Source organism: Runella rosea (assembly GCF_003325355.1).
Taxonomy (GTDB): Bacteria; Bacteroidota; Bacteroidia; order Cytophagales; family Spirosomataceae; genus Runella; species Runella rosea.
This window is the reverse complement of record NZ_CP030850.1, coordinates 2267651-2293517: the sequence shown is the minus strand read 5'-3', so window position 1 is coordinate 2293517 and position 25867 is coordinate 2267651. Positions and strand designations below refer to the sequence as shown.

The following is a 25867-nucleotide window of genomic DNA, read 5'->3' as shown; positions in this document are numbered from 1 at the left end:
GATCCTAATGAAGAAAGCATTTTTTTTATTCGTAACATCTTTGTCGATGTTTTTTAAGGGCTATTCACAAACATCGTCAACCTTTGGCTTTTTTGTAGGAAGTAGCCCGTGCGGTAACGTAATCAGGCCGTTGCTGAATATGCCTTTGACGGCAGAATGTGAATTTACTAAATGGACAATCACGCTCCATCAGGATTCTGCAACGGAGGCCCCCACCACCTTCAATATAAGCTGTGTCTATGGAATAGGGCAACCAAACACTTCTGGTTTTGTGGGGGGCGGAACCAAAGTGGAAATAGAAGGAAAATGGACCATTGTAAAAGGTTCGAAGGCAAATTCGGAAGCGGTAGTGTATCAATTAAATCCAGACCAGCCCGAAAAATCGGTGTCGTTTGTGAAACTTGATGACAACATTATCCACCTGCTGTACAGTGATAAAAGTTTGATGATTGGCAATTCAGGTCAAAGCTATACCTTCAATAAAATAAAAAACATACGATGAAAAAGCTGCTTTTTCTTTTCCTTTTAGGAATGGTGTCGACGGAGGCTGGTGCCCAAAATGTACCTTCATCAATCACTTCAACGCGGGCTTTTGCGACGGGAGCTGGTGTGTTGGGAATTTTTGAGGGGAGGTGCCCGTGTCGGGAATTGGCTACCCTTCTAAAGGCGTCGGTATCGGCCGAATGTTTTAAGACCAAGTGGTCGCTCACGCTGCTTCAAGACCCTCAAACGCGGCGCCCTACGACGTATGAATTGGACGGGAGTTTTTATCGAGCCAATCGTCGTAAAGGAAATTGGGCAATCGTACAAGGCACAAAAAACGACCCTAATGCGGTGGTTTACCAACTGGAATCCGACAATCCTGACGAAACTTTTTACCTACTAAAAGGCGATGACAATGTCCTTTTTTTTCTGGATAAAAATAAAAGCCTGTTGGTCGGAAATGAGCTGTTTAGTTATACGCTCAACCGTGTTGAAAGAAAAGCAAAAACTGACTGATTATATTTTAACCTTTTTTCCCATGAAAACACAACGATTTATGCTGTTTATGTGCCTGCTCAATGCCGGTCTGCTGTTTTTTCTTGCCGCCAAGCCGCGCCATGAAGTGTACGAAAAAATCACGGTTCGAGCGTTTGAATTGGTGGATAAAAAAGGCGTAGCCCGCGTTTCTATTCAATCCTACGACGATGGGGAAGTGGTTTTGAGAATGAAGGATGCCAAAGGCACCATCCGCTTAAAAATGGGGGCAAGCGAAGATGGCTCAGGCTTGGTGCTTTTAAATGATGCCACCGAACCCGGAATTCATGCCTTGGCCCAAAAGAAAGGGACTAGCATTACCATGACCGATAAAGATGGGAAAAAGAAAGCGCTCTAAATTTTATTTTAGGATTCATGCAACACTTCAAAAAAATCCGACTCTTTGCTGTAACTAATTTTAGAAAGTAGAGTATCCACCCTAAAGCCATTTCTCAGAACTACTAAATACAACCATACCAACCCATTCACAGCCAACTACTCTAAACAATGAAACAGCTATTCTTACTAGCCCTTGGCATGGGGCTGATGGGGGCTTCTTTTGCCCAAAAATCAAAAATCACTGGCTTTGTCCTCGATTCTACCGCCCGCAAACCCGTTGAGTTTGCTACCGTTGCCCTGATGAAAGACACCAAAGTTGTGGAAGGTACAACGTCTGATGTAACAGGGAAATTTACGTTTTCAAAAGTACCAGAAGGGGTCTATCAAGTGAAGATTACGTTTGTGGGGTACAAGGATAGAACCCTACTGAACGTGGCCGTAACAAACAACAATGACTTGGATTTAGGGGTTGTTCCGTTTGCTCAGACGGCCCAACAACTCAACGAAGTCAAGGTGGTGGAACAGAAAGCATTGTTTGAAGACCGACCCGACCGCTTGGTGTATAATGCCGAAAAAGACATCACCATTAAAGGCGGAAATGCAGGGGATGTTTTACGAAAAATCCCGTCCATCGCGGTAGATTTGGATGGGAATGTGGAGCTGCGGGGCAGTTCAAACATTAAGGTCTTGATTAACAACAAGCCTTCCAACTTGATGGCCAAGAGCATAGCCGATGTGCTCAAACTTATCCCCGCCGATGACATCAAGCAAATTGAAGTCATCACTTCACCTTCTGCCAAATATGACGCAGAAGGAACCGCAGGAATCATCAATATCATCACCAAGCGGAACAACCTACAAGGCATCAACGGAAAGGCGAATACCTCCATTGGCCGATGGAATGACAACTACAATGGCTCGCTCAATTACCGCAAAAAAAACATTGGGATTTCGGCGCGGGGTGGTTTCAACAAATGGCGAAATTTGGGAGAAAATTACACGAAACGGGTAACCACCGTTGAAAATTACAAAACGGAGTTGCTCCAAAATACGTATTTCAGAGGCGGCGGTGAGAACATGAATGGGACCATTTCGGCCGAGTGGGACATTGACTCCCTCAATCGCCTGAGTGCTGGACTCAATTTTTACGATGGCAAAAACGCCATGAACTTCGATTACATCAACAATTTTACGAGCAGCAGCGAAAAGACGCTCTTTACCCGAAAGTTGTATCGCATCTACGACTGGGACGGCGGCACGCTGAATGTAGATTATAACAAGACGTTCAAAAAACCGAAAAAAGAGTTTAACGTGTTGACGATGTTTTCCAAAGAAGCCGAAGATAGTTATTATAATCTCGACCAATTGAATGCCGAAAATGCCGTGTATTACCGCGAAAAAAGCCCCAACGCTAGTCGAAACTACGAAGGAACGGTACAAATTGATTTTACCAATCCGTTGGATAGCGTCAGTACCTTGGAAATGGGGACAAAAGCTATTTTACGAAACGTAAAAAGTGATTATCGCGTAGCCACCGCCCTCGATGGCTCTTCCAATTTTACGGATGTACCCGCTTTGGCCAATGTCTTTGACTATAATCAGCAGGTAGCTTCTACCTATATTGCCTATTCGCGTACCTCCAAAAACAAATGGGGAATCAACGCCGGGGCGCGGTACGAGCACACGTTTATTCAAGCCGCTTTTTTGTCGGGAACCGTGCCGTTTTCCAATAATTATGGCAATATCATTCCCAACATCAGTTTGTCAAGAAATCTGCCCAAAAACCAAAAATTGAAACTCAGCTATTCGCAGCGTATTCAGCGACCGATGTTGTGGTTTTTGAATCCGTATGTCAACGCCAGCGAACCGAAAATGACGTATTCGGGCAACCCTTACCTGAAACCTGAACTCACCCACAGCGCCGAAGCCAGCTACAACGTATACATCAAAGAGTCGTCGGTCAATGCGGTGTTTTTTATGCGCCAAACCAACAACGCCTTAGAGCGGATTCGCACCGTTGACAGTGAAGGTAATGCCAACATCACCTTTCAAAATATTGCCCAAAATAGTTCTTACGGACTTACTTTGAGCGGAACGGCCAAAATCAAGAAGAAATTTTCAACCAACGGTTCATTCAATCTGTATTATAACGTGTTGAACAGCCCCGCTTTGCAGGCAAGCAATGCCAACTGGATGTACCGGGTCAACCTGAATTCAACCTACGATTTCGGTAAAGGTTTCAAAGCGCAGTTTTTCGGATTTTTCAATTCTCCGCGCGTGATGTTGCAGGGAAAAATGAGTGGCTATGCCTATTACAACATCGCTTTACAGAAAGAAGTATTGAAGAAAAAAGGCTCGATCAGTGCCGGGTTGGACAACTTCTTCGCTCCTTTTATTGAACAAAAAATGTCGTTCTCTTCCCCCACTTTTGTACAGGAAGGTGGCAGTAAATTCTTTAATCGCGGCTGGAGAGTCAGTTTTTCGTATGAATTCGGTAAAATGACAAACGCGCCTCAACGCCAGAAAAAGAGTATCAATAACGATGATAAGAAGGGGGGGGAGAATTAAATCTCACTGCGACAGGCCTGAGCCAACCCACCCAATGCGCCGAATGATGAATGAAGAGCCTCTATTTGGGGTTCTTCATTCATGTCTCAGTAAGTCAAGCCCAAATAGCAGCATGAGGCATTGATTAATTAGACAACATTATAAGACGCTTTTTGCAACTAAATCAGGTCATTTACCTGTATGGGCGTTTGTCTCACAAAACGCCCGTTTTGCGAGACAACTATCCCTTACCGGGCAGGGGAATACCTTAAGGTTAATTAATGCATGAAAATTCGGAAATACACAGACTTATTTTCAACAGGCACAGAAAGTAAGTCATTTTATACTTCAATTTAAAAATTCTTCGTTGTAAAGAAACAACTCTTTCTCTCCATGAAATCCATCCTTTACCTTTGTTTTGTTGGTCTACTTGTGAGTATAAAACCACAAGGGGGTTTTGCCCAACAAACAATTTTCAGTCCTTCACAAAACAAGAGTACTGCGAAAACTTGGCAAATTGGTCTCAAGGAAGGATATAGCCGAGGGAATATATTAAAAAGGCGTAATGGGCTTCAATTCCACACAGGGTACTCTATAGCTAATAACTTAATTATTGGATTAGGAGCAGCATGGTCTAAAGAGTGGATGGGATTTGGGCCTCATTATTATTTCAACGAAATTACTTTTGGCCCTTTTGCTCGGTATCAGTTTCTTTCTACTCGGATTTCTCCTTTTATTGAAGCATCCTATCAAGTGGGAAAACGCTTAGGCGGAGAAAACAAACCCATTGGAATCGCATTTGTGAATCCAGGTCTGACTATCCATTTATTCAGGCGTCTTCGTGCTGATGTGGGTTATAGTTTTCAATTTGGGGCTAAGAAATATTTAGTGGGAATACTTTCGATTAAAGGTCAAAATGTAGGCCAAGCTCAAATTGGGCTTAATTATCTGTTCAGTCCAAGGTAATAACTGTGTCAATCTCGCTCAACATAAATCCTATTATAAGACTGTCTGAACCTCCCTCCAGTGCTTTTTGACTCAAAAACTCCCCATACTAATTTAAATAGGTGCATTTCGTATTTTCTATCCTCAGGCAATCCTGCTTCAAAATTCACTAAAACTAATTGCGTATAAAGTAGCATGTCAAGGAATTTTGACCTCTCACCTAATAAATTAGCTCATGTTCAGCCATTTTTTTTGGTTTGTATCAGAAAACCAACACGATACGGCCATGAAAAACCTTCTTATTTTCTCAATTTTGCTTTTTGTAGGTGTGCTTTCTCAAGCCCAAAAAGTGGGCGACAGCTGTGAAGATTGCGAAATGATGTTTGAAGGAATGCCGAAAACACTATCTTGGCAAACCACCATCGCCGATGCCAAAGAAGCGGGGGAGCGCATGGAAATCAGCGGTAAGATTTACCAAGCTGATGGCAAAACCCCCGCGACGGAGGTGATTTTGTACGTGTATCATACCGACGTAAAGGGCGAATACACCCCCGCCGCCACGCAGGTCCATGCCCGTCGGCATGGGCATTTGCGGGGCTGGATAAAAACCGATGTACAAGGAAGGTATCAGTTCAGTACCATTCGTCCGGCGGCGTATCCAGGTCAAAAATTTGCGGCCCACGTGCATCCCATCATCAAAGAAGCCGCCAAGAATGAATATTGGATTGATGAATATCAATTTGAAGGTGATCCACTATTGACCCAAAAAGACCGCGCAAACGCCCAGAACCGAGGTGGGTCGGGTATTATCAAATTGACCAAAAATGAAAAAGGAGTTTGGATTGGCAAAAGAGACATTATTTTAGGGAAGAATATCCCGAATTATCACTAGGCGTTTTGCGTTACCAAAACAGTAAACCAAAACGCTTTTTGTATGAACCCAAACGAGTTTTTACTTTTCGCTTTTGCGACCTTAATGCTTAACCTCACGCCCGGCTCCGACATGATTTACGTGGCCACGCGCAGTACCACTCAAGGAACCCAAGCAGGTATTGTATCGGCTTTGGGTATTGCAGGTGGTTGTTTGGTACATACATTTGCGGCGGTTTTGGGGCTTTCGGTGCTGATTGCCGAGTCGGCGGTGGCGTTCAATATCGTCAAATTTCTGGGAGTGGGGTATTTGTGCTATTTAGGTATGACGTCTTTATTGAGCAAAAATACCTTGTCAACCCAAACATCTTTGGAATCCATCCCTTTAAAAAAAATATTTTGGCAGGGGGTTTATACCAACGTGCTTAACCCCAAAGTGGCGTTGTTTTTTCTGGCTTTTTTGCCCCAATTTGCCGACGTTCATTCCGAAGATTTTAAGTGGCAGGTGTTGGTGTTGGGTATTTGGTTTAACGTTTCAGGAACACTGGTAAACGCGGCCGTGGCGGTATTTTTTGGGAAGGCAGGAAGGTATCTAAACCAACTACCTCATTTTTCGCGCATCCAAAACAAGGTGACGGGGGCTATGATGTTGGGTTTGGGCGTTTATCTGGCCTTTGCGAAACAAAAACTGTAGGGGCCCTTCTCGCGTCTGCCCTTCTGGCGTCTGCCCTTCTGGCGTCTGCCCTTCTGGCGTCTGCCCTTCTCGCGTCTGTCCTTATCGTGTCTGCCCCCTATAGCGTGAGGGGATAAAAAAAGGGCGGAAGTTTATCTCCGCCCCTACAATTTTGTGCTTTTGAAAAAGACTAATCTTCGTCTTCTTCGTCGCTGGTGAAAGAATACAGCGTTGTATCCAATTTCAAGCGACCGTTGTTAAAGTCTTCGATGAATTTCGTAATCACTTCGTCCGTAACGGCCTCAATGTTGAGACAAGCGTCTAGGCCTACGCCATATTCAAATTCTGGCTCGATTTCCAAATGTTCTTTGACCTTTACTTCTTCTTCTTCCTCAATGGATTCGATAAGTTCGGTGATGAGTTCTTCGGCTTCTTCTTCTACGGCTGGACTGATTTTATAGCCGGGAGCGCGTTCGTCCAATGGCAGGTAATCAGGATATACTTTTTGGGCTTGTTCTACCGCTTTTTCGTACACCAAACTGCTGTGGTGCAGGCGCAACGTATAAATGATGGCATCATAAATAACTTCCTGACCTTTATAACTACCTACAAACTGTACGTGGGCCAATTCGCCATTTTCGGAGGTGCTAACATCTTCATCGTCGCAATGAATGAAGTTGGTGCCTGCTTCTTGGCACTCTTCCTTTAATAATTTGATTTCCTCGGGGTTATATCCTTCATTCATAATCTCAATCTGATTTTAATGATGAGTAAGAGTTGGTAAAGTAACCGAATCATTACTGAAAATCAAAGAATAGTTGGCAAATTTGGGACAAATAAGCCGAATGTATGACCGAACAATTTTTCAAAAACCGACTCAAAGTAGTCGAATTGGCCAGCGTTTTGGCGGGGCCTGCCGTGGGAATGTTTTTTGCCGAATTGGGCGCAGAAGTGATAAAAATTGAGAATAAAAAAACGGGTGGTGACATGACTCGTTTTTGGAAACTACCCACCGAAGATTCGTCGTCGCCGTATTCGGCCTACTACGCAAGTGTCAACTGGAATAAAAAGACGTATCTGCTTGATTTAGAAGAGTCTGAAGACCGCGAGCAAGCGTATGCATTGCTTCAGAATGCTGATATTGTGATTAGTAATTATCGAACAAAAGTAGCCGAAAAATTGGGGGTAGATTACCCAACGCTTTCCCAAATCAATCCAGCCTTGATTTTTGCGCAGCTCAATGCCTTTGATGACTACAGCGAACGGCCCGCATTTGACGTGGTACTGCAAGCCGAAGCGGGTTTTCTGTACATGAATGGCGAAGCAGACGGCCCCCCCGTCAAAATGCCTGTTGCGCTGATTGACGTGTTGGCCGCGCACCAGCTTAAAGAGGGGATTTTGTTGGCCTTGCTACGTCGTACCCAAACGGGAAAAGGGGCTTATGTTTCGACTTCTTTGTTTGAATCGGCAGTGGCGTCGTTGGTCAATCAGGCGACCAATTGGCTCATGGCCAGCCATATTCCTCAACGAATGGGTACGCAACATCCTAATATTGCTCCTTACGGCGATATGTACACTTGTAGCGATGGGAAAGCCATTTTATTAGCTGTTGGTACAGAAAAGCAGTTCAAAAATTTGTGTCAAGTACTGGACTTATCGGAAATTTTAACGCAGCTCTCATTTAGTTCAAATGTTGAACGTGTCAAAAACCGAGCGGCATTGAATGCATTACTGGCCGAGAAAATTTCGGTTGTTGATGCCTCCTCATTGCTTCAGAAATTGGAAGCGGCAAATGTGCCCGCTGCCGCCATTCGTAACATGCAGGAAGTATTTGAACTGCCAGCGGCGCAGTCCATGATTTTGGAAGAAACAATGCCCGACGGGACAGTCAGCAAGCGGGTAAAAACGGTCGCGTTTGAGATGGATGAACGTTGAAAAACGTTGACAGAAAATTATTTTTTGAACAACTGATGAAGGCCCCACACCTGCGGAATCAGCAGTTGGCTTTCGTCATTGTAGATGATAAAATCGGCGATTTTGTGGCGCTCTTCGTCGGAAATTTGACGGGCGATGATGTCGCGGACTTCTTTTTCGGAGCGTTGAGGGTCACGTTGCAATACGCGGGCTACGCGCAGGTCGGCGGGGGCATGAACCACAATCACTTGAGCGAGCATGTTGTTTTGGCCCGCTTTGGCCATTATGGCTGCTTCTTTGATTACATAAGGAGCTTTGCTGTTTTGCTCGACCCATACTTGCGTATCTTCACCCACCCGTGGATGTACGATAGCGTTTAGTTTTTGTAACAGCGGAGGATTCTGAAACACTTGACTCGCCACCCAAGCGCGGTTGTAACTGCCGTTTGGTAAATAGGCCTCGCTGCCCAATAATGCAGTAACGGCGCTTTTGAGACTAGGGTCGTGATTAAGCAACCATTTGGCGCGGTCGTCGGCGGAGTAGACAGGGACTCCCAAGGTAGAAAAAATCCGACAAACGATGCTCTTGCCCGAGCCTATGCCGCCTGTGATACCGATTTGGAGCATTTTCAATGGAGGGTTGATTTACGATTTTAAAAATCGGAGGTAGGCAATCTTCCGTTTGAAATAAGCCTATTTCTTCTTAGGTTTTTTGCCGCCAGAATTGGGTTTTGGTGTTGGTGACGGTTTTTCTTCCATTGCTGGGGGAGAAGTTGGGGGGATGTTACCAAATAACTCTGCTACTTCAAAACTCACAAACACACGGTCAGTGCTTGCTTTCAAGAGGGGAGACTGGGGATACCGAATGGGCAGCTCTTCATCGTAATTACCCCTTATTTTTTGCGCAGGTACACGTACCAAAATAGTATCTGAAATATCGCTTACCAACGAAGTTGGGCCGTCAAACGTAACTGTTGTTGGGCGGAGATTGATGAAACTTGATACCACAAATCGCGGAGAGAGTTGCAGTCCAGCACTGTCTACTTTCAGCACCGTAGTTTTGATCATTCGTTCTTCAAAATCCAAGCGGCTTATATCCAGCATTACGTTGCTAATTCGCACATCTTTCACTTGTTCGTGCATGATGGCGGTCAATGCCGAAGGATTGAGGGTTTGGGTGGCAAGCGGGTTGAGAATGGGATACTGAACGGGCGAAACTGTAAAAGAAAGTGATTTTCGCAGCAACATCCAGCCGTTTCCAGTGAGCGTAGCGCTGACGCTTCTTGGAAGGGGAGTAATGGGAATATAAAGCGAATCGTTGTAGGTCAAATTAATGGGGTACTGTACCCGAAGAGTATATCCGTCTTTGTTGAGCTCGTTGAAAAGCCAAATAATCGTAGCCGCCACCAAACTAAACAGGATGATGCGGCTACGAGAAGGTTGGGAAGAAAGGGGGATCTGCGCCACTTGATGTCAATTAGGATGCACTTGTACCTGCCAAACGCGAAACGGATGATTTCTCGAATTTCATTTTTGTGCCTTTGCTACCATCTACTTCAAGCGTAACGGTGGTTTCGTATACGGAGACTACCGTACCGTGCAGACCGCCGATTGTTATTACTTCGTCTCCTTTTTTTAGTTCTTCCAAAAATTTCTTTTGGTCTTTCTGCTTCTTTTGCTGAGGGCGAATCATGAAAAAGTAAAATACACCAATGATACCCGCCCAAAGAAGGAGTTGGTAAATCATGGAAGATTGGCCGCCGGCCTGTAAAAAAATGCTGTTGAGCATGAGTTTATGATTATGGTTGAATAAAAGGTTAGTCTTTAGATTTTTAAAGCGAACTGGTGGTCACTGAATCTTTAGCGGCTTCAACGTCGGCTTTGAACTGAATATCCGTCGTTGCGGGATTGGTATTGGCATAAATCGTGACGGTTTTAAATTGTTGTCCCTGTTTGCCTTTACTATTGAAACGAACCAAAATGGCACCTTCATCGCCGGGGCCGATGGGCTGGCGGGGCCACTCAGGGATGGTACAGCCGCAAGAAGCGCTCACGTTGTTGATAATGAGCGGGAAATCGCCCGCATTCTTGAATTTGAACGTGTGTTCTACTTGAGCGCCTTCTTTGATAGAACCGAAGTCAACATTTTTGATGTCTTCCGCAAATTCAAACTTTGGAAGTTTATCATCCAAGTTGCTCGTAGCGTTTTTATCCTGATTGCTTCCGCAGGAAAAAAGAACCGTACTTACTAAAGCTAAAAATAGGTATCGCATGTTGGACTGAAATTAAGCAGTTTGTCCTTTGATTTGTGCCATCAAGCGATCTACATCTTCCAAGAGCCGTTCGGCTTTTTCGCGTGCATCGGTGACTACTTTCTGCCCTTCTGCTTTTGCGAGACTTTCGGGTAAATCTTTACCTTCTAGCAAATCAGAGATAAGACCCTGTAATTGCTCACGGTATTTTGAAAGACGATACGACAGTTTGTCACGCGTGATTTCACCTTTTTCGGGGGCGTACAAAACGCCAACGGCAGCGCCTGTAGCTACGCCTGCCAAAAATGCGATCAATACTTTTGATGAATTGCTCATGTTGTTTTAAATGTTTATTGTTTTCAGTGATTGTGCGGGCAGTAAATACCTACAGTCAGCTCGGATTTATTTATTATCCAACAATCCCCTTCCGCTTTTTCGGATTTTGCCTTCTTTAATCAGCGTTTTTGAAAGGGTATCTAAGATTCCATTGACAAATTTACCACTTTTTGGCGTACTATATTCTTTGGCCATTTCAATTGCTTCGTTTATTGTCACCTTGACGGGGATTCCCGGGAAAGACATCATCTCTGAAACGCTCATTTTCAGGATTAAATAATCCATCGGGGCCAAACGGTCCAAATCCCAGTTTTTGAGTGGCTCGGCAATGATTTGTTCGATTTCGTCGTTTCTGGTGGTGGTTTGCTCAAACAATTCTTCCATAAAAAAGCGATCCTCTTCCCAATCATCCGTCAAAGGAGTAAGTTGAAGCCCGCTGTCTTCGATGGTTGATTTGAATGTTTTGTTAGCCATTTTACGGGCAAGGTCGCCGTTTTCGCTCCAGTACAGGTCTTTGAGTTCAAAAAAGCTTACGACATCCTCATTTTTCAGAACCACATCTTTGAGTGCATTCAAAATGAGTTGCAGGTCTTCTTCGGGAGTGTGCTCTTTGGTTTCACAATAGGCCCGATAGGCATCGTCATTCCGAAAAACATCCCTGAATAGAGTACGTACAAGTCCAGTGGTTTCTTGTCCCCACGTGATTCCGCGACGAATAAACTCGTTTTCCAAGGTTTTGCTTTCGCTCAGCGCAACAACGACTCGGTTGGTATCAAAACCCGCAATTTTTGAGAGCGGTTTGTTATCAGGATCATCGTACTGGCGTTCGCGTTCGCCCTGAGAGAGCGAGCCAAATTCAATGAAAAGCTGTAAAAGGAGCAGGTACGTGTTGTAGATGGCCTCCACTTCGGGGGTCAGTTGCCGAGCAATGCGTTGCTTGTCTTTTTTGAACAAATCTTGGTAATACCGGAGGGCATTTTTGGCCGTGACCAAAGCCGTGGGTGGGGTATCATCTTCGTGGGGTATTTCGCCCTTGCGGTAATTTTCCTCCAGCAACAGAGTGGTCATTTTTCTCATTCCTTCCAACTTCAAGGGGTCTTGGGGTGTCATGGAATTGAGGTCTGGCTTGAAAGATTCCGTGATGAAATCTACCGCCAATAGATAGTCTGCCTCGCGGGCAGCTTGCAGAGCGTAAAGGGATTGCAGCACCTTTACGCGCAGGTGTCTTCGACTTAACATTCAGTCTTGAAATTTGTGCAAATAAGCAGCAAGGAAAAGAACTTGCTTGTGTTTCCAGCCGCAAAGGTACGTTAAATAACCCAAATTTTCCAAGAATAGTCGTGACGTTGACCGCAATTGCCGTCCAATAGTACCGTTGATGTACAGAAATTTTGCCCTTATTTTTATTGTTCCAATAAAGACAGAAACGGGTGGATTTTGTTCAAAAAAAGAGTTTGTAATGTCACAGAAAAGCCGTAATTTTACTTCTATAAAGGTGGCTGCTCAAGGCAGCAAAATTTCGATAATTTTAACATTTATAATTAGCTGTAAAGCAACAATTTAATCCAATGGCAGACAACAAAGAACAGAAATTTAAAGCCTTGCAAACAACACTTGAGAAGCTAGATAAAGCCTACGGAAAAGGCACAGTCATGCGTCTGAGTGACAAAAAAGTAATGGACGTAGAGGTCATTTCAACGGGTTCCGTTGGGTTGGACTTAGCGTTAGGAATTGGCGGATTGCCACGCGGCCGGGTCGTGGAAATCTATGGTCCTGAGTCATCAGGAAAGACGACCCTTGCCATGCACTGCATTGCCGAAGCGCAGAAAGCAGGCGGATTGGCCGCCTTTATTGATGCCGAGCACGCTTTTGACCGCAGTTATGCCCAAAAATTAGGGATTGATACCCAAAATTTATTGATTTCACAGCCCGATAACGGAGAGCAGGCGCTCGAAATCGCCGAACATTTAATTTCTTCGGGTGCCATTGACATTATCGTGATTGACTCCGTGGCGGCCCTTGTACCAAAGGCAGAAATCGAAGGTGAAATGGGCGACAGCAAGATGGGTTTACAAGCCCGTTTGATGTCGCAAGCTTTGCGTAAATTGACGGGGGTAATCAACCGCACCAACTGCTGCTGTATTTTTATCAACCAGTTGCGCGATAAAATCGGCGTTATGTTTGGTAGTCCCGAAACCACCACGGGTGGTAACGCCCTGAAATATTACGCGTCGGTTCGTTTGGATATTCGTCGTATCGGTCAAATCAAAGAAAGCGCCGACAATATCACGGGTAACCGTACCAAAGTGAAAGTGGTGAAAAATAAATTGGCACCGCCGTTTAAAGTGATTGAGTTTGACATTATGTACGGAGAAGGTATCTCCAAAGTGGGTGAAATCATCGACTTGGCGGTGGAGTTGGAGATTGTTAAAAAATCAGGTTCATGGTTCAGCTACGACGGCAACCGCTTGTCGCAAGGCCGTGATGCTGTAAAACAATTGCTGAAAGACAATCCTGAATTGACAGAAGAACTGGAAGCTAAAATCCGGGCCAAAGTCAACGAAGATGAAAATGCGCTCATTGATACCCTTGAGCCAAACATCGCTGATGACGGAAAACCTGAGTAAGGTTTAAATACAAATCGTAGGGGCGGGGTTTACCTCCGCCCTTTTTTTGTGCCGCCCTTTTTTTGTGCCGCCCTTTTTTTGTGCCGCCCTTTTTTGTAAAGATTGGAATTTTACTTAGGTCCGTTGCCCTGCAGAGGTGTTTGCACTTTCGGGCAGACATATCGGGCGCTTTTGGGCAGACGCAAGGCCTGCCCCTACGGAGGTTATTTCAAAATTTCTCTTGAAATAACCAGTTTCTGAATTTCGCTCGTTCCCTCGCCGATGGTGCACAGTTTGCAGTCGCGGTAAAATTTTTCTACGGGATAATCCTTCGTAAAACCGTATCCGCCGAAAATTTGCACTGCTTCGTTGGCTACCCGTACTGATACCTCAGAAGCGTAATATTTGGCCGTTGCACTTGGTAGCGTAACGGTTTCGCCCCGGTCTTTGCGATCGGCGGCGTCGTAAACCAGTAATTTAGCGGCTTCAATTTCGGTGAACATATCGGCCAATTTAAACGCAATGGCCTGAAACTGCGAAATCGCTTTTCCAAACTGATGGCGTTCTTTGGAATACGCTAAAGCTGCTTCATAAGCACCGATGGCGGTTCCTAAACTCAAAGCGGCAATGGAAATGCGGCCACCATCCAATATTTTTAGTGATTGAATAAATCCTTCTCCCACTTCCCCCAACACCTGACTTTCGTGAATCCGACAATCCTGAAAAATAAGTTCTGCCGTTTCGGAAGCCCTCATCCCGAGTTTGTCTTCTTTTTTCCCCGCCGAAAATCCTGGCGTATTTCGTTCGATGATAAAAGCCGTGGCACCTCGTTTATCGCCTGGCGCGCCTGTCCGCGCAATCACGACGGCTACATTGCCGCTTTTGCCGTGGGTAATGAAGTTCTTCGCGCCATTCAATACCCAATATTCTCCGTCTTTGACGGCAACGGTTCGCATATTTCCAGCATCGGAGCCCGTGTTGGGTTCGGTCAAGCCCCATGCGCCAATCCATTCGCCCGACGCAAGTTTGGGTAGGTAATTTTGCTTTTGGGTTTCATTGCCAAACATTAAAATGTGGTTGGTACACAGTGAGTTATGAGCGGCCATCGAAAGGCCGATGGAAGGGTCTACTTTGCTCAATTCAACAATGGCGGTTACGTATTCGCGGTAGCCCAATCCCGCGCCACCGTAAGACTCAGGAACCAATATGCCCATCACGCCCAATGCTCCAAGCTGATGAAAAATTTCGACGGGGAAATACTGACTTTCGTCCCAAGCTCTAACGTAAGGTTGAATCAGACGCGCTGCAAAATCGCGGACTGACTGTGCAATCAATTCTTGGTTTTCTGCAATTTCTGCCATCATAGTCGTAACAAGTGAAAGGTATAGTTGTTGATTCCGTTTCTCTAATGTATGCTTACTCAATGATTATGTCAACAACCGATGCTCATTTGGTTAGCAGGCGCTATTTTGGATTTGGGTTTGATTGACTAACAGTTCAAAGGTATTTGGGAGCAACGAGTAAAAAGGTAAAGAAAATTTGTCTTAACAACGAATTTTTAGGTAATATTATTTCTTGAAAAAATTGGGTGTTTGCCGTAAAATCAATGATGCATAGACAAATATGCGTTTGATTTAGAGGGATTGCCAAAATTCTTCTAATTTTGAGGCGATTTTATAAGCTAAAAAAAATACAATTTTCAGATTTCTTAAATTTATAGAATTCCAAAGCGGAATAAAATAATAACCAACAAACAGCGATTTATGAAAATAGCAGTAGTAGGAACCGGATACGTAGGACTTGTAACGGGAACTTGTTTTTCCGAAACAGGGATTCAAGTGACTTGTGTTGATATTGATATTAAAAAAGTTGAAAAGCTGAACAACGGAATCATTCCGATTTATGAACCTGGGTTGGATGTACTTTTCCATCGCAACGTGGCAGAAGGTCGGTTGAAGTTTACAACCAATTTGGCCGAAGGAATCAAAGATGCGCAGGTGATTTTTCTGGCATTGCCTACGCCTCCCGGTGAAGATGGCTCGGCCGATTTGAAATATATTCTGAAGGTAGCCGACGATTTGGGACAAATCATGGAAGAATATGCTGTTATCGTTGATAAAAGCACCGTACCCGTTGGCACCGCAGAAAAAGTGAGTGCTGCCGTTGCCAAAAATGCAAAAGTAGAGTTTGATGTGGTTTCCAACCCTGAGTTCTTGAGGGAAGGAGTAGCAGTGGAGGATTTCATGAAGCCCGACCGTGTGGTGGTAGGAACGCGTTCGGAAAGAGCTAAAAAAGTAATGGAAAAACTGTACGCACCGCTGGTTCGTCAGGGAAACCCCGTTATTTTTATGGACGAGCGCTCGGCAGAAATGACCAAATACGCGGCCAATTCTTTTTTGGCGATGAAGATTACGTTTATGAACGAAATTGCGAACCTTTGTGAGTTGGCTGGTGCCGATGTAGACAATGTTCGTAAAGGAATTGGAACGGATAGCCGCATCGGAAAGCGCTTCCTGTTTGCGGGCATCGGGTACGGTGGAAGCTGCTTCCCGAAAGATGTACAAGCCTTGGCCAAAACGTCGGAGGAATATAATTATGAGTTCAAAGTGTTGAAATCAGTAATGGAAGTCAACGAGGCGCAAAAAACCAAAATGATTCCGCTGGTAAAAAAACATTTTGACGGGGATTTGACTGGCAAAACCATTGCCGTATGGGGATTGTCATTTAAGCCTTATACCGACGATATTCGTGAAGCACCAGCTCTGGAAAACATCAGCATATTGCTCGAACAGGGCGCCAAAGTGATTGCGTACGACCCCGAAGGAATGGAAAATGTGCGCAACTACGTTTTGGGTAACAAAATCACGTATGCACACACGCCCTACGCTGCCTTGGACGAGGCCGACGCGTTGATGATATTTACAGAATGGCCGCAGTTCCGTACGCCAGAATTTGAGAAAATGGCGTTGCTGATGAAGAGTAAAGTAATTTTTGACGGTCGAAACGTGTATGAACTCGACCAAATGAAAGAACTTGGATTTACGTATTATTCCATTGGTAGAGAAACAGTAAAAGCATAACAATACATGAAAAGAGTTTTAATCACTGGCGCAGCAGGATTTCTGGGGTCACACCTTTCCGACCGCTTTATTAAGGAAGGCTATTATGTCATCGGGATGGATAATCTCGTCACGGGCGATTTGCGTAATATCGAGCATTTGCGTTCAAATCCTCATTTTGAATTCATTCATCATGATGTTTCTAAGCACATTGTGATTGATGGTGATTTGGATTACATTCTCAATTTTGCCTCTCCGGCAAGCCCGATTGATTATTTAAAAATTCCGATTCAAACCCTCAAAGTAGGCTCGTTGGGTACGCACAATTGCCTTGGTCTGGCCAAAGCGAAGGGGGCCCGTATCTTGGTAGCCTCTACTTCAGAAGTATACGGAGACCCGCTGGTTCACCCCCAAAATGAAGAATATTGGGGACACGTTAATCCCGTCGGATTGCGCGGTTGCTACGATGAAGCCAAGCGTTTTCAGGAAGCGATAACGATGGCCTACCACCGTCATCACGGCGTAGAAACGCGTATCGTGCGGATTTTTAACACCTACGGCCCTCGTATGCGCCTAAACGACGGACGGGTATTGCCTGCGTTCATCGGTCAGGCTTTGCGTGGCGAAGATTTAACGGTTTTCGGTGATGGTTCGCAAACGCGCTCTTTTTGCTACGTAGATGACTTAGTGGAAGGGATTTATCGTTTGTTGTTGAGCGACCACCCCATGCCGGTCAATGTAGGTAACCCTGCCGAGATTACCATTGGGCAGTTTGCCGAAGAAATCATCAAATTGACGGGAACTTCGCAGAAAGTGATCTACAAGCCGCTTCCGCAAGATGATCCAAAACAACGTCAGCCAGATATTACGTTGGCAAGAAAGGTGTTGGGTTGGGAGCCGAAAGTGTCCCGCGAAGAAGGTTTAAGAATTACGTACGATTACTTCAGAAACTTGCCCGAAGAGCGCCTCTACGAAGAGTCAAATCACCGGCAGTTCTAGGAATTAACTCCTGAAAATATACTCACGCAGAGATGCGGAGCCACCGAGAAAAACGGTGCTGCTTCGCGACTTTGCGTGATTTTTTTGTCAAAACGCCAAATAAGGCGCTATCTTATTAACAAGCTTCTCGTCCAAAATCTTGATATTCAATAAATCCTGAGGTGTTTTGTAGGCACCATGCTGCTCACGGTATCGCACGATGATTTCAGATTGACGTCTGGAAAGATAGGGATGCCGGTCCAACTCTTCTGGCGAAACGGTGTTGATGCTGATTTTCTGTACAGAAGTGCGTACTTGTGCAAATCGATTTAACTCGCTCAGCGCCAGTGAATCCAGCCCGAAAACTTCAGCGTACTGCGTTGTAGATGCAAAGCCACCCAATCCATCCCGAAATTTAACAATCCTGGCGGCGAGTTTGCTCCCAATCCCTTTCAAACGAATCAACTGACTCGTATCGGCGGTATTAATGTCAAAAGTCGTCAAGGCAGGTTTTGTAAACGCAGGTTTAGGAGCCGCAGGGGTAAAGGCTGGCTCAGGAACGGGTGGGTTTGTAGTTGCGGCAAACGGTTTCTTTTCGGGGATGTTGATGTAGGGTTCGAGACGTTCGTACAATGCAGGAGCCAAGCCGTAAATTTTCTGTAAATCTTCTTTCTTGCGAAATTGCCCGCCTTTGGTGCGGTACTTTACAATTCTTTCGGCAATAAATTTCGGCATGCCCAGCTCCTGAAACTGAGCATCTGAAGCCGTATTAGGGTCAAAATAAAACAACGACAGCGGCCGTTCTGGATTTTCGTCACGGTCTTTTTGTGAATAATCAACCCGATTTGACTTTGTATAATAGGGCTTTTCGGGTTGTATCTTTTCTAAAATCGCCAGTAAACTATCGGCTTTTCGGCTATCGGCTTCGGGTATAATCGTAGACTCTTCTGAAACAAAACGGTCGTAGGTCAATGGCCCAAACCAGCACAAAATCATCACGACCGCAACCACCAAAAATCCCCGTGCCTGACTGCGTGAAAGGCCAAATTCATCGCGAATTAAGTAGAGAAGGCGTTTTAACATAGAGAATTAGAAGCTTGTCTAGCGGCTTTTTGACTTACATTGCATCATTACGTCACAAATTCCCTAATTTTGCGCGCTTATATCATCTTGAACAATAGATAACAAACGAATAACGTACCCATGAGTCAAGCACCGGCTACTTCTTTACAGGACATTGTGGCGCACGCCAAAGAATACGGATTTGTATTTCCTTCTTCCGAGATTTACGACGGTCTACAGGCGGTTTATGACTACGGTCAGAACGGCGTAGAACTGAAAAATAACCTCAAAAATATCTGGTGGAAAGCCATGACGCAGCTCAACGACAACCGCAGTGGCGGACCGATTGTGGGCATCGACGCGGCGATTTTCATGCACCCGCTTACGTGGAAAGCCTCCGGGCACGTGGATGGCTTCAACGACCCGATGATTGACAACAAAGATTCCAAAAAACGCTACCGTGCTGACCAATTATTAGAAGGCAAAGCGGAGCAATACGCGGCCGACGGACAACCCGAAAAAGCGCAGGCGCTATTGAACGAAATGGGCCGTTTGTTGGGCGATAACGACCTCGAAGCCGTTCGTGAACTCATCATTGCGGAAGGAATCAAATGCCCGATTTCGGGTACTACCAACTGGACCGAAGTGCGTCAGTTCAACCTGATGTTCAGCACGCAGGTGGGTTCGGTGGCCGAGGATTCAAATTTGATTTATCTGCGTCCCGAAACGGCGCAGGGAATTTTTGTGAACTTCCTGAACGTACAGAAATCAGGTCGGATGAAGATTCCGTTTGGCATCGCCCAGATCGGAAAAGCCTTTCGGAATGAGATCGTTGCGCGGCAGTTTACGTTTCGGATGCGGGAGTTTGAACAAATGGAAATGCAGTTTTTTGTACGTCCTGGTACCGAAATGGAATGGTATGAAAAATGGCGCGATACGCGTTTGAAATTTCACCAAGCCGTGGGACTTCCTGCCGAAAAATTGAAATTCCACATTCACGAAAAACTCGCCCACTACGCCAACGCCGCCGTGGATATTGAGTATCAGTTTCCGTTTGGTTTTCGCGAGATTGAAGGGATTCACTCACGCACCGATTTTGACTTGAAAAATCACCAGGAACTCTCTAAAAAGAAACAACAATACTTTGACAACGACCTCGACGAAAACGGCAAGCCTTTCGGCAACTACATTCCGTACGTGGTCGAAACGTCGGTAGGGGCAGATCGTCTGTTTTTGGCCGTATTCTGCAATGCCTTTACCAAAGAAACTGTGGGCGAAGGCGACTCTCAAAAAGAGCGCACAGTATTAAAACTGCACCCTGCGTTGGCACCTTTCAAAGCGGCGATTTTCCCGTTGGTGAAAAAAGACGGTCTGCCCGAAAAAGCGGAAGAAATTGTCAAAGCGCTTCGGAGCGAGTTCCGCGTGTTTTACGAAGAGCGCGATGCCATCGGCAAGCGTTATACTCGCCAAGATCTTATCGGTACGCCGTTCTGTATTGCGGTCGATTATCAGACTCTGGAAGATGATACCGTTACCATCCGTCATCGTGACAGCATGGAGCAGGAGCGGGTACATATCAGCGAGTTGAAAGCCAAAATCGGCTACGCCGTATCGGAACAGCGGATTTTGGAGTTGATTTAGGTCTTTTTGTCAACCACAGAGAAACAGAGAACCACAGAGGATTGACTTCCTCTCTGTGTTCCTCCCTTACTCTGTGGTTATTTTATTTTACGCTATTTTTCAACCACAGAGAAACAGAGAACCACAGAGGATTGACTTCCTCTCTGTGTTCCTCCCTTACTCTGTGGTTATTTTATTTTTGAAGTTACGCCATTTTAACCTTAAACCGCTCGCGGTAGAGTTGGTAAAAACTGAGGGAATAGGCGATGTAGAAGCAAAGTAAAGAGGCCACAATGAAGAGTGGGCCATCCTTGAATATGTTGTAATCAAAGAAAGCACGCGGCAAGTTTAGAGTGACACTTACTAAGGCAAACAATAGCCCAAGTCGTGTATATATAGCGTTGTATTTAAGCGAGTTAACGAACTTTTGCTTCCCAAATCCATATCCCCAAATTTGCTTGGCCACTTGAGGCAGTACTACTAAGATGGGAAAGAAAACACATGCTGAAATGACCCATACAAAAGATGTACGCGGCACCAAATAGGCAAATTGAAACGTAAGTAATCCCACCAAAATCGTAGTTACAAACGTGGGCCAGCGGAAGTAGCCTTTCATGATTTGCCAATGCCTTTGGGAAATTTCTTTGTTGAGGCTTTCTTGGTATTCGGATTGAAGCCTTGCTAATCCATAATTGGCTTTTTGAACCGTTGTGAATTTTCGGGCATCATAATAGTAAAAAGAACCTAAGGATAACTTGTAATTTACAAAGTCAGTGTGTACCTCGCCAAACGCTTCCCCAAACGTCTGCCCTTGACCCATACGCTCTTCAATAGCCAAAATATAATGGTCCAATAATTCTTCGTACAGGTCTTGGTACTTGATACCGCCTTCAATGATTTCCTTACTGATTAGGTCAAGTTGTTGGGCCGTTAACTTCATCCGATTGAAGGTTTTAGGTGTAAGATTTTTTGGAGATTAGAAACAAAATCTGCCAGCTCAGACACAGCGCTTTGGGCCTGTTGGTGGCCGTTTTCGGTGAGTTTATAATATTTTCGGTTACGGCCTTCCACCAATGCATTTTCGGTGGTCAATACGCCTTCGGCTTCCAGTTTATGCAGGGTAGGGTAGAGCGCTCCTTCGGTGAGTTGGAGTTCACCCGCCGTGATTTCGCGTACCCGTTGCGTAATTTCGTAGCCGTACATGCGCTTGTTATCCTGCAATAATTGCAGCACGATGGCGCTTAGGCAGCCTTTGAGGTAGGTTTGTTGTTGCATTGCGCAAATATACATGAGATTTCTATATACCAAATTTTCTTATGTATAAAGTTTTTGTATTTTTCTCCCGACAGTTACGGCAGAGGCGAAAAATTTGAACTTTTCCGTGATATTCCCACGTTTAGAGAATATCTTTTGATTGATTCTCGTCGGGTTTGGGCAGAATTGTGGCGAAAAAGCAACGAGGGAATCTGGTCATTGGTCTTTGAAGGAAAATCATTGGAATCATCACTCTTTTTAGAAACTATCGGGATGGAACTGCCGCTGTCAGACCTTTACGTCAACACGGAAGATTTGTCGGAAACTGTTTTCGAAATAAGATAAACAATCATTAATAAAGCATGAAAAAGGACTAAAAGATACCCCAAAAGCGTCTTTTAGTCCTTTATTTTTTTATTCTCCACCGTTATTTTCGTTATGTACAATCTTCAGTTTTGGCTTCTTTGCATCAGTAACTTTCTGTTTTCGGCAAGTTTTCAGATGATGATTCCTGAATTGCCCGATTACCTGACTGCCATGGGCGGCAAGGAACACATCGGTCTTATCATTGCTCTTTTTACGCTCACTGCTGGCTTGTCGAGGCCTTTCAGCGGCAAACTCACCGACACTGTCGGGCGGGTACCAGTGATGGCCTTCGGGTCGCTGGTGTGTTGCGTGTGTAGTTTGTTTTATCCCTTTGTGCATGTAGTATGGGGTTTTCTGTTGTTGCGGTTTTTACACGGTTTTTCAACGGGAACCAAACCTACAGCGACGGCGGCCTATGTGGCCGATATTATTCCTGAAAACCGCCGGGGCGAAGCAGCTGGGATGCTGGGGATTTTTACGGCCACGGGGATGTCAATCGGGCCATCCATCGGTAGTTATCTAACGTTGTGGTTTGGCATCAATCCTATGTTTTACGTAGCGTCGGCGTTTGCGCTGATTTCAATTCTGATATTGCTCAATATGAAAGAGACGCTTGTTGACAAACAACCGTTTAGTTTGAAGCTGTTTAAAATTTCGCGTCGCGATATTTTTGAGCCTAGGGTATTGAGCGTATTTATTGTGATGTTTTGTGTCTCGTTTTCGTCGGGGGTTATTTTAACTCTCGTGCCCGATATGAGCAAAACCTTGGGCATAGGCAACAAAGGACTGTTTTTTACCGTCTACACGGTGGCGTCTTTATTGATCCGGGTATTTGCGAGCAAGTCGTCCGACATTCACGGGCGTGTGCCAGTCTTGATTATCTCTACTGTGATTTTAGCGATTGGCATGACCATTTTAGGTTTGACCCAATCGCCGTTGGGCTTTTGGGCCGCCGCAATTCTGTTTGGCTTTTCGTGGGGATTGAATACGCCAACGCTTACGGCTTGGGCCATTGATTTGAGCCATCCAGATTATAGAGGTCGTGCCCTTGCTACAATGTACATAGCGTTGGAAGCGGGTATTGGCGTAGGGGCTTGGTGGTCAGGCTGGTGGTACCAAGGAGATGTGCATAAAATGCCCTTTGCGTTTTTCATTTCGGCGGTTTTGGCGGTGGTCTCATTGGGATATTTACTTTGGTGGAAGCGTACGAATCGGGTACTTGCCTGATAAAAATTAAAAACTAATGACTTCCCTCAGTACAACGCGTTGGTTTGTGTCGTAATTTTGACGCGTCAACGACCTATCACTATGATGGTGACGTTGTAACTAACACCAATGCAAGAACTTCGCACCCTGATTGGAAAAGAAATTACGCTGGAATGGCGGCAACGCTATGCCCTCAACGGCATGTTGCTGTACATTGTAAGTACCGTTTTTGTTTGTTATTTGAGCTTTAGGCTCAAATCCAATCAGCTCAATCCGCTTACGTGGAATACCCTTTTCTGGATTATTGTCCTGTTTACAGCGGTGAGTGCCATTTCCAAAAGCTTTACGCAGGAGCGCGCGGGCCGATTGCTCTATTACTACACGCTGGCGAGCCCACGGGGCATTATTCTCTCCAAAATCCTGTACAATTCTGGGTTGATGATTGTTTTATCGTTGGCGGGTTTTGGATTTTATGCGTTTGTAATGGGAAATCCGGTAGGAGATATACCGATGTATCTGCTTACCATTGTATTGGCAGGTATTGGGTTTGCCTCTACGCTTACGATGGTAGCGGGCATTGCGTCGAAGGCCGAAAACAATGCCGCGTTGATGTCCATTCTGAGTTTTCCAGCTATTATTCCGTTGCTGTTGATGGTCATGAAATTAGCCAAAAATGCCCTCGATGGCCTGGATCGGAGTGTCAGCGGCGAAGAAATCGTGGTATTGTTGGCATTGGATGCGATTGTAATCAGTTTGTCATTAATTTTGTTTCCGTATTTGTGGAAAAGTTAGTCATTACAACTGTTTTAAAACGTTTTATACATTGAAACAAAAAGAGCGAATGTTTGTAAACATCGCTTATCGTTGAGCATAAACTATGAAAAATAACTGGTGGAAAGTACTGGCCGTTGTTTTGTTGACGTACGGATTTTATTTTGGATTGATGGGCGAGGTACCTCGTCGCAATATTTTGAACGAAAGTATTCGAAACGTATACTTTCACGTCTCACTGTGGTTTGCTACGACGCTATTTTTGCTTACCTCGGCGATTTATTCCATTCGTTACCTGCGTTCCAACAATTTGGCCGACGATATCAAGGCGGTAGAATTTACCAACGTCGCATTGCTTTTTGGTGCACTCGGTTGTGCTACTGGCTCGCTTTGGGCACGCGTAACTTGGGGAGATTGGTGGCCCAACGACCCCAAACTCAACAGTGTAGCCATCAGTATGTTGATGTATTTTGCATATACCGTGCTGAGAAGCTCGCTGGAAGACGAGCAGAAAAAAGCCCGAATTTCGGCCGTATACAACATTTTTGCCTTTGCGGTTTTTATTCCGCTGATTTACATCCTACCCCGTATGACCGATTCACTCCACCCGGGCAACGGCGGCAATCCAGCTTTTGGCGAATACGATATGGACAACCAAATGCGACGGGTATTTTATCCCATCATTATTGGTTGGATGTTGCTCGGAACCTGGATTGCTACGCTGCGCATTCGGGTACGGGCGTTGACCTCAAATGATTAACCATTCACAACTTGATAAACCGATGAGAACTATATTTTATTTTTTTCTTTTTACGCTGGTAACTAATGTAAACCTCTTTGCCCAACAATCTGTTGTTGAGGAAGTAGCAATGGCCGACCAAATGCGGGCCGACGGCAAGATTTGGGTCGTTGTAGCGGTAATTTCGGTGATTTTTGCTGGAATTATTGCGTTTTTAGTGAACATTGACAGGAAAGTGTCGAAGCTTGAAAAACAATTGAAGAAATGAGCATCTTAGATTTAGTTGCAAAGCTCGAAAAATTGCCTCCAGAACAATTGGCTAAAATAGAGGATTTAGTAGATTCATGGATGAGTGAACAGCCTCATGATGCAATTCCTAAAAAACGCCAATTTGGGGTATTTAAAGGGAAAATAACGATGTCTGATGATTTCGACGAGCCATTGGAAGACTTTAAAGAATATATGTATCCGTGAAATACTTGCTTGATACTCATTCCCTTATTTGGTTTACCGAAGGCAATCCAAAGTTGCCAGAAGCTACGAAATCAGTTATCGAAGATATAGATACCGTATGTTTTGTCAGTGTAGCCTCTTTTTGGGAAATCGGCATAAAAATTAGTTTGGGTAAATTAAAATTGGATATGTCATTTGTGGATTTGGAAAATTGGGTTGTGAATAACAGAATTAATATTTTGCCAATTCGTTTTGATAACATAATCCAACTTTCTCAGCTTCCTTTTCACCACCGCGACCCATTCGACCGCACGCTGATAGCCCAGGCGCTAAGTGAAAAGTTAACGATTATTACAAAAGAAAAACTTTTTGAAGAGTATGGCGTAACACGCCTTTGGTAGTAAAGAATCAAAAATCAGTACAACAATGAAAAAAATACACATTTTCGGATTAATCGTCATTGCCATTGCCATCGGAATCATCGTGTCAACCTACGGCAGTGCAAGTACATACTCAAACTTTACGGAAGCTGAAGAGCTGGCCAAGGAAGGAGAAACCTCAGAGGTGCACGTGGTGGGTAAGTTGACCAAAGACACCAACGGGCAAATCGTGGGCATGAAATATGACCCCGTCATGGATGCCAATCGCTTTGAATTTATGCTGGTCGATACCAACAAAATTGTCAAAAAAGTCGTTTATCTGAGTCCTAAACCGCAAGATTTTGATAAATCGGAGCAGGTCGTGGTGATAGGTCGGATGCAGAAAGACTATTTTGAATGTAACAAGATTTTGATGAAATGTCCTTCAAAATACACCAATGAAGCACCTGATTTTAAGGAAGCTACGGCGGAGAAAATATAA

31 protein-coding genes are annotated in these 25867 nt (G+C 44.7%); 20 read left to right on the top strand and 11 right to left on the bottom strand.

The features are described 5' to 3' along the window. Positions 1–7 precede the first annotated feature (7 nt). From DR864_RS09810 to DR864_RS09780, 7 genes are all read left to right on the top strand, one after another. Positions 8–502 (top strand): hypothetical protein, encoded by a 495-nt coding sequence (locus DR864_RS09810; protein WP_162793695.1) that lies wholly within the window; start codon positions 8–10, stop codon positions 500–502. Then, a complete protein-coding gene (locus DR864_RS09805) occupies positions 499–999 on the top strand; it encodes a copper resistance protein NlpE N-terminal domain-containing protein (protein WP_114066792.1) in 501 nt (166 codons plus the stop codon). The genes DR864_RS09810 and DR864_RS09805 overlap by 4 nt, the downstream gene beginning before the upstream one ends. A gap of 22 nt (positions 1000–1021) precedes the next feature. Next, on the top strand, positions 1022–1375 hold the full coding sequence (locus DR864_RS09800) for a hypothetical protein (protein ID WP_162793693.1): 354 nt from the start codon (positions 1022–1024) through the stop codon (positions 1373–1375). Between the two features lie 149 nt (positions 1376–1524). Continuing rightward, entirely contained in the window at positions 1525–3924 is a 2400-nt protein-coding gene (locus DR864_RS09795) for a TonB-dependent receptor (protein WP_114066790.1), read from the top strand. A gap of 372 nt (positions 3925–4296) precedes the next feature. Beyond that, the gene (locus DR864_RS09790) at positions 4297–4869 is read left to right on the top strand and encodes a hypothetical protein (protein ID WP_114066789.1); all 573 of its coding nucleotides are present in this window, start codon (positions 4297–4299) and stop codon (positions 4867–4869) included. 265 nt (positions 4870–5134) lie between these two features. Then, positions 5135–5740, top strand: a complete 606-nt coding sequence (locus tag DR864_RS09785) for a dioxygenase family protein (protein ID WP_162793691.1) — start codon at positions 5135–5137, stop codon at positions 5738–5740. 42 nt (positions 5741–5782) lie between these two features. Next, the gene (locus DR864_RS09780; protein WP_114066787.1) at positions 5783–6412 is read left to right on the top strand and encodes a LysE family translocator; all 630 of its coding nucleotides are present in this window, start codon (positions 5783–5785) and stop codon (positions 6410–6412) included. 169 nt (positions 6413–6581) lie between these two features. On the opposite strand, the gene DR864_RS09775 is transcribed toward DR864_RS09780, so the two are convergent. Continuing rightward, complete coding sequence (locus tag DR864_RS09775) at positions 6582–7136, bottom strand: hypothetical protein (RefSeq protein WP_114066786.1); 555 nt, start codon at positions 7134–7136, stop codon at positions 6582–6584. A 104-nt stretch (positions 7137–7240) separates the two neighbouring features. Between DR864_RS09775 and DR864_RS09770 the strand changes: the two genes are divergently transcribed. After that, positions 7241–8326: a CaiB/BaiF CoA transferase family protein gene (locus DR864_RS09770; protein ID WP_114066785.1), complete on the top strand. Its 1086-nt coding sequence runs from the start codon at positions 7241–7243 to the stop codon at positions 8324–8326. Positions 8327–8343: 17 nt separating this feature from the next. Here DR864_RS09770 and coaE read toward each other — a convergent pair whose 3' ends face one another. The 6 genes from coaE to nusB all read right to left on the bottom strand — a co-directional run bounded on the left by coaE (position 8344) and on the right by nusB (position 12131). Continuing rightward, entirely contained in the window at positions 8344–8931 is a 588-nt protein-coding gene (coaE, locus tag DR864_RS09765) for a dephospho-CoA kinase (RefSeq protein WP_114066784.1), read from the bottom strand. 66 nt (positions 8932–8997) lie between these two features. Then, complete coding sequence (locus DR864_RS09760; protein WP_114066783.1) at positions 8998–9771, bottom strand: YbbR-like domain-containing protein; 774 nt, start codon at positions 9769–9771, stop codon at positions 8998–9000. A gap of 10 nt (positions 9772–9781) precedes the next feature. After that, positions 9782–10093 carry a preprotein translocase subunit YajC gene (gene yajC, locus DR864_RS09755; protein WP_114066782.1) on the bottom strand — a complete coding sequence of 104 codons (312 nt, stop codon included), beginning with the start codon at positions 10091–10093 and terminating at the stop codon, positions 9782–9784. A gap of 43 nt (positions 10094–10136) precedes the next feature. Then, on the bottom strand, positions 10137–10577 hold the full coding sequence (locus tag DR864_RS09750; protein ID WP_114066781.1) for a DUF1573 domain-containing protein: 441 nt from the start codon (positions 10575–10577) through the stop codon (positions 10137–10139). A gap of 12 nt (positions 10578–10589) precedes the next feature. Beyond that, a complete protein-coding gene (locus DR864_RS09745) occupies positions 10590–10892 on the bottom strand; it encodes a YtxH domain-containing protein (RefSeq protein ID WP_114066780.1) in 303 nt (100 codons plus the stop codon). A 66-nt stretch (positions 10893–10958) separates the two neighbouring features. Continuing rightward, positions 10959–12131: a transcription antitermination factor NusB gene (nusB, locus tag DR864_RS09740; RefSeq protein WP_114066779.1), complete on the bottom strand. Its 1173-nt coding sequence runs from the start codon at positions 12129–12131 to the stop codon at positions 10959–10961. 329 nt (positions 12132–12460) lie between these two features. On the opposite strand from nusB, the gene recA reads away from it, so the two are divergent. Beyond that, the gene (gene recA, locus DR864_RS09735; protein ID WP_114066778.1) at positions 12461–13519 is read left to right on the top strand and encodes a recombinase RecA; all 1059 of its coding nucleotides are present in this window, start codon (positions 12461–12463) and stop codon (positions 13517–13519) included. 203 nt (positions 13520–13722) lie between these two features. Here the strand turns inward: recA and DR864_RS09730 are convergent, their stop codons facing one another. Beyond that, entirely contained in the window at positions 13723–14862 is a 1140-nt protein-coding gene (locus tag DR864_RS09730; protein WP_114066777.1) for an acyl-CoA dehydrogenase family protein, read from the bottom strand. 399 nt (positions 14863–15261) lie between these two features. Here DR864_RS09730 and DR864_RS09725 point away from each other — a divergent pair, with 399 nt between their 5' ends. Both DR864_RS09725 and DR864_RS09720 read left to right on the top strand, forming a co-directional pair. After that, positions 15262–16578, top strand: coding sequence for a UDP-glucose dehydrogenase family protein (locus DR864_RS09725; RefSeq protein ID WP_114066776.1), 1317 nt, complete (start codon positions 15262–15264; stop codon positions 16576–16578). A gap of 6 nt (positions 16579–16584) precedes the next feature. Then, positions 16585–17556, top strand: a complete 972-nt coding sequence (locus DR864_RS09720; RefSeq protein ID WP_114066775.1) for a UDP-glucuronic acid decarboxylase family protein — start codon at positions 16585–16587, stop codon at positions 17554–17556. An 87-nt stretch (positions 17557–17643) separates the two neighbouring features. Here the strand turns inward: DR864_RS09720 and DR864_RS09715 are convergent, their stop codons facing one another. Then, on the bottom strand, positions 17644–18618 hold the full coding sequence (locus tag DR864_RS09715) for a ComEA family DNA-binding protein (RefSeq protein WP_114066774.1): 975 nt from the start codon (positions 18616–18618) through the stop codon (positions 17644–17646). A 120-nt stretch (positions 18619–18738) separates the two neighbouring features. Between DR864_RS09715 and DR864_RS09710 the strand changes: the two genes are divergently transcribed. Then, the gene (locus DR864_RS09710) at positions 18739–20238 is read left to right on the top strand and encodes a glycine--tRNA ligase (RefSeq protein ID WP_114066773.1); all 1500 of its coding nucleotides are present in this window, start codon (positions 18739–18741) and stop codon (positions 20236–20238) included. A gap of 184 nt (positions 20239–20422) precedes the next feature. Here DR864_RS09710 and DR864_RS09705 read toward each other — a convergent pair whose 3' ends face one another. Together DR864_RS09705 and DR864_RS09700 are read right to left on the bottom strand one after the other, a co-directional pair. Beyond that, complete coding sequence (locus tag DR864_RS09705) at positions 20423–21157, bottom strand: hypothetical protein (protein ID WP_114066772.1); 735 nt, start codon at positions 21155–21157, stop codon at positions 20423–20425. Beyond that, a complete protein-coding gene (locus DR864_RS09700; protein WP_229599553.1) occupies positions 21154–21492 on the bottom strand; it encodes a PadR family transcriptional regulator in 339 nt (112 codons plus the stop codon). The genes DR864_RS09705 and DR864_RS09700 overlap by 4 nt, the downstream gene beginning before the upstream one ends. 54 nt (positions 21493–21546) lie before the next feature. Here DR864_RS09700 and DR864_RS09695 point away from each other — a divergent pair, with 54 nt between their 5' ends. The 8 genes from DR864_RS09695 to DR864_RS09660 all read left to right on the top strand — a co-directional run bounded on the left by DR864_RS09695 (position 21547) and on the right by DR864_RS09660 (position 25867). After that, entirely contained in the window at positions 21547–21816 is a 270-nt protein-coding gene (locus DR864_RS09695; RefSeq protein ID WP_205319227.1) for a hypothetical protein, read from the top strand. Between the two features lie 93 nt (positions 21817–21909). Beyond that, a complete protein-coding gene (locus DR864_RS09690; RefSeq protein ID WP_114066770.1) occupies positions 21910–23064 on the top strand; it encodes an MFS transporter in 1155 nt (384 codons plus the stop codon). Between the two features lie 108 nt (positions 23065–23172). Further along, on the top strand, positions 23173–23835 hold the full coding sequence (locus DR864_RS09685; protein ID WP_114066769.1) for a heme exporter protein CcmB: 663 nt from the start codon (positions 23173–23175) through the stop codon (positions 23833–23835). A gap of 85 nt (positions 23836–23920) precedes the next feature. Next, positions 23921–24574 carry a cytochrome c biogenesis protein gene (gene ccsA, locus DR864_RS09680; protein ID WP_114066768.1) on the top strand — a complete coding sequence of 218 codons (654 nt, stop codon included), beginning with the start codon at positions 23921–23923 and terminating at the stop codon, positions 24572–24574. A gap of 22 nt (positions 24575–24596) precedes the next feature. Continuing rightward, complete coding sequence (locus DR864_RS09675) at positions 24597–24821, top strand: CcmD family protein (protein WP_114070227.1); 225 nt, start codon at positions 24597–24599, stop codon at positions 24819–24821. Further along, complete coding sequence (gene vapB / locus DR864_RS09670; protein WP_114066767.1) at positions 24818–25027, top strand: type II toxin-antitoxin system VapB family antitoxin; 210 nt, start codon at positions 24818–24820, stop codon at positions 25025–25027. Before DR864_RS09675 ends, vapB begins: the two co-directional genes overlap by 4 nt. After that, a complete protein-coding gene (locus tag DR864_RS09665) occupies positions 25024–25407 on the top strand; it encodes a type II toxin-antitoxin system VapC family toxin (protein WP_114066766.1) in 384 nt (127 codons plus the stop codon). The genes vapB and DR864_RS09665 overlap by 4 nt, the downstream gene beginning before the upstream one ends. 25 nt (positions 25408–25432) lie before the next feature. After that, complete coding sequence (locus DR864_RS09660) at positions 25433–25867, top strand: cytochrome c maturation protein CcmE domain-containing protein (RefSeq protein WP_114066765.1); 435 nt, start codon at positions 25433–25435, stop codon at positions 25865–25867.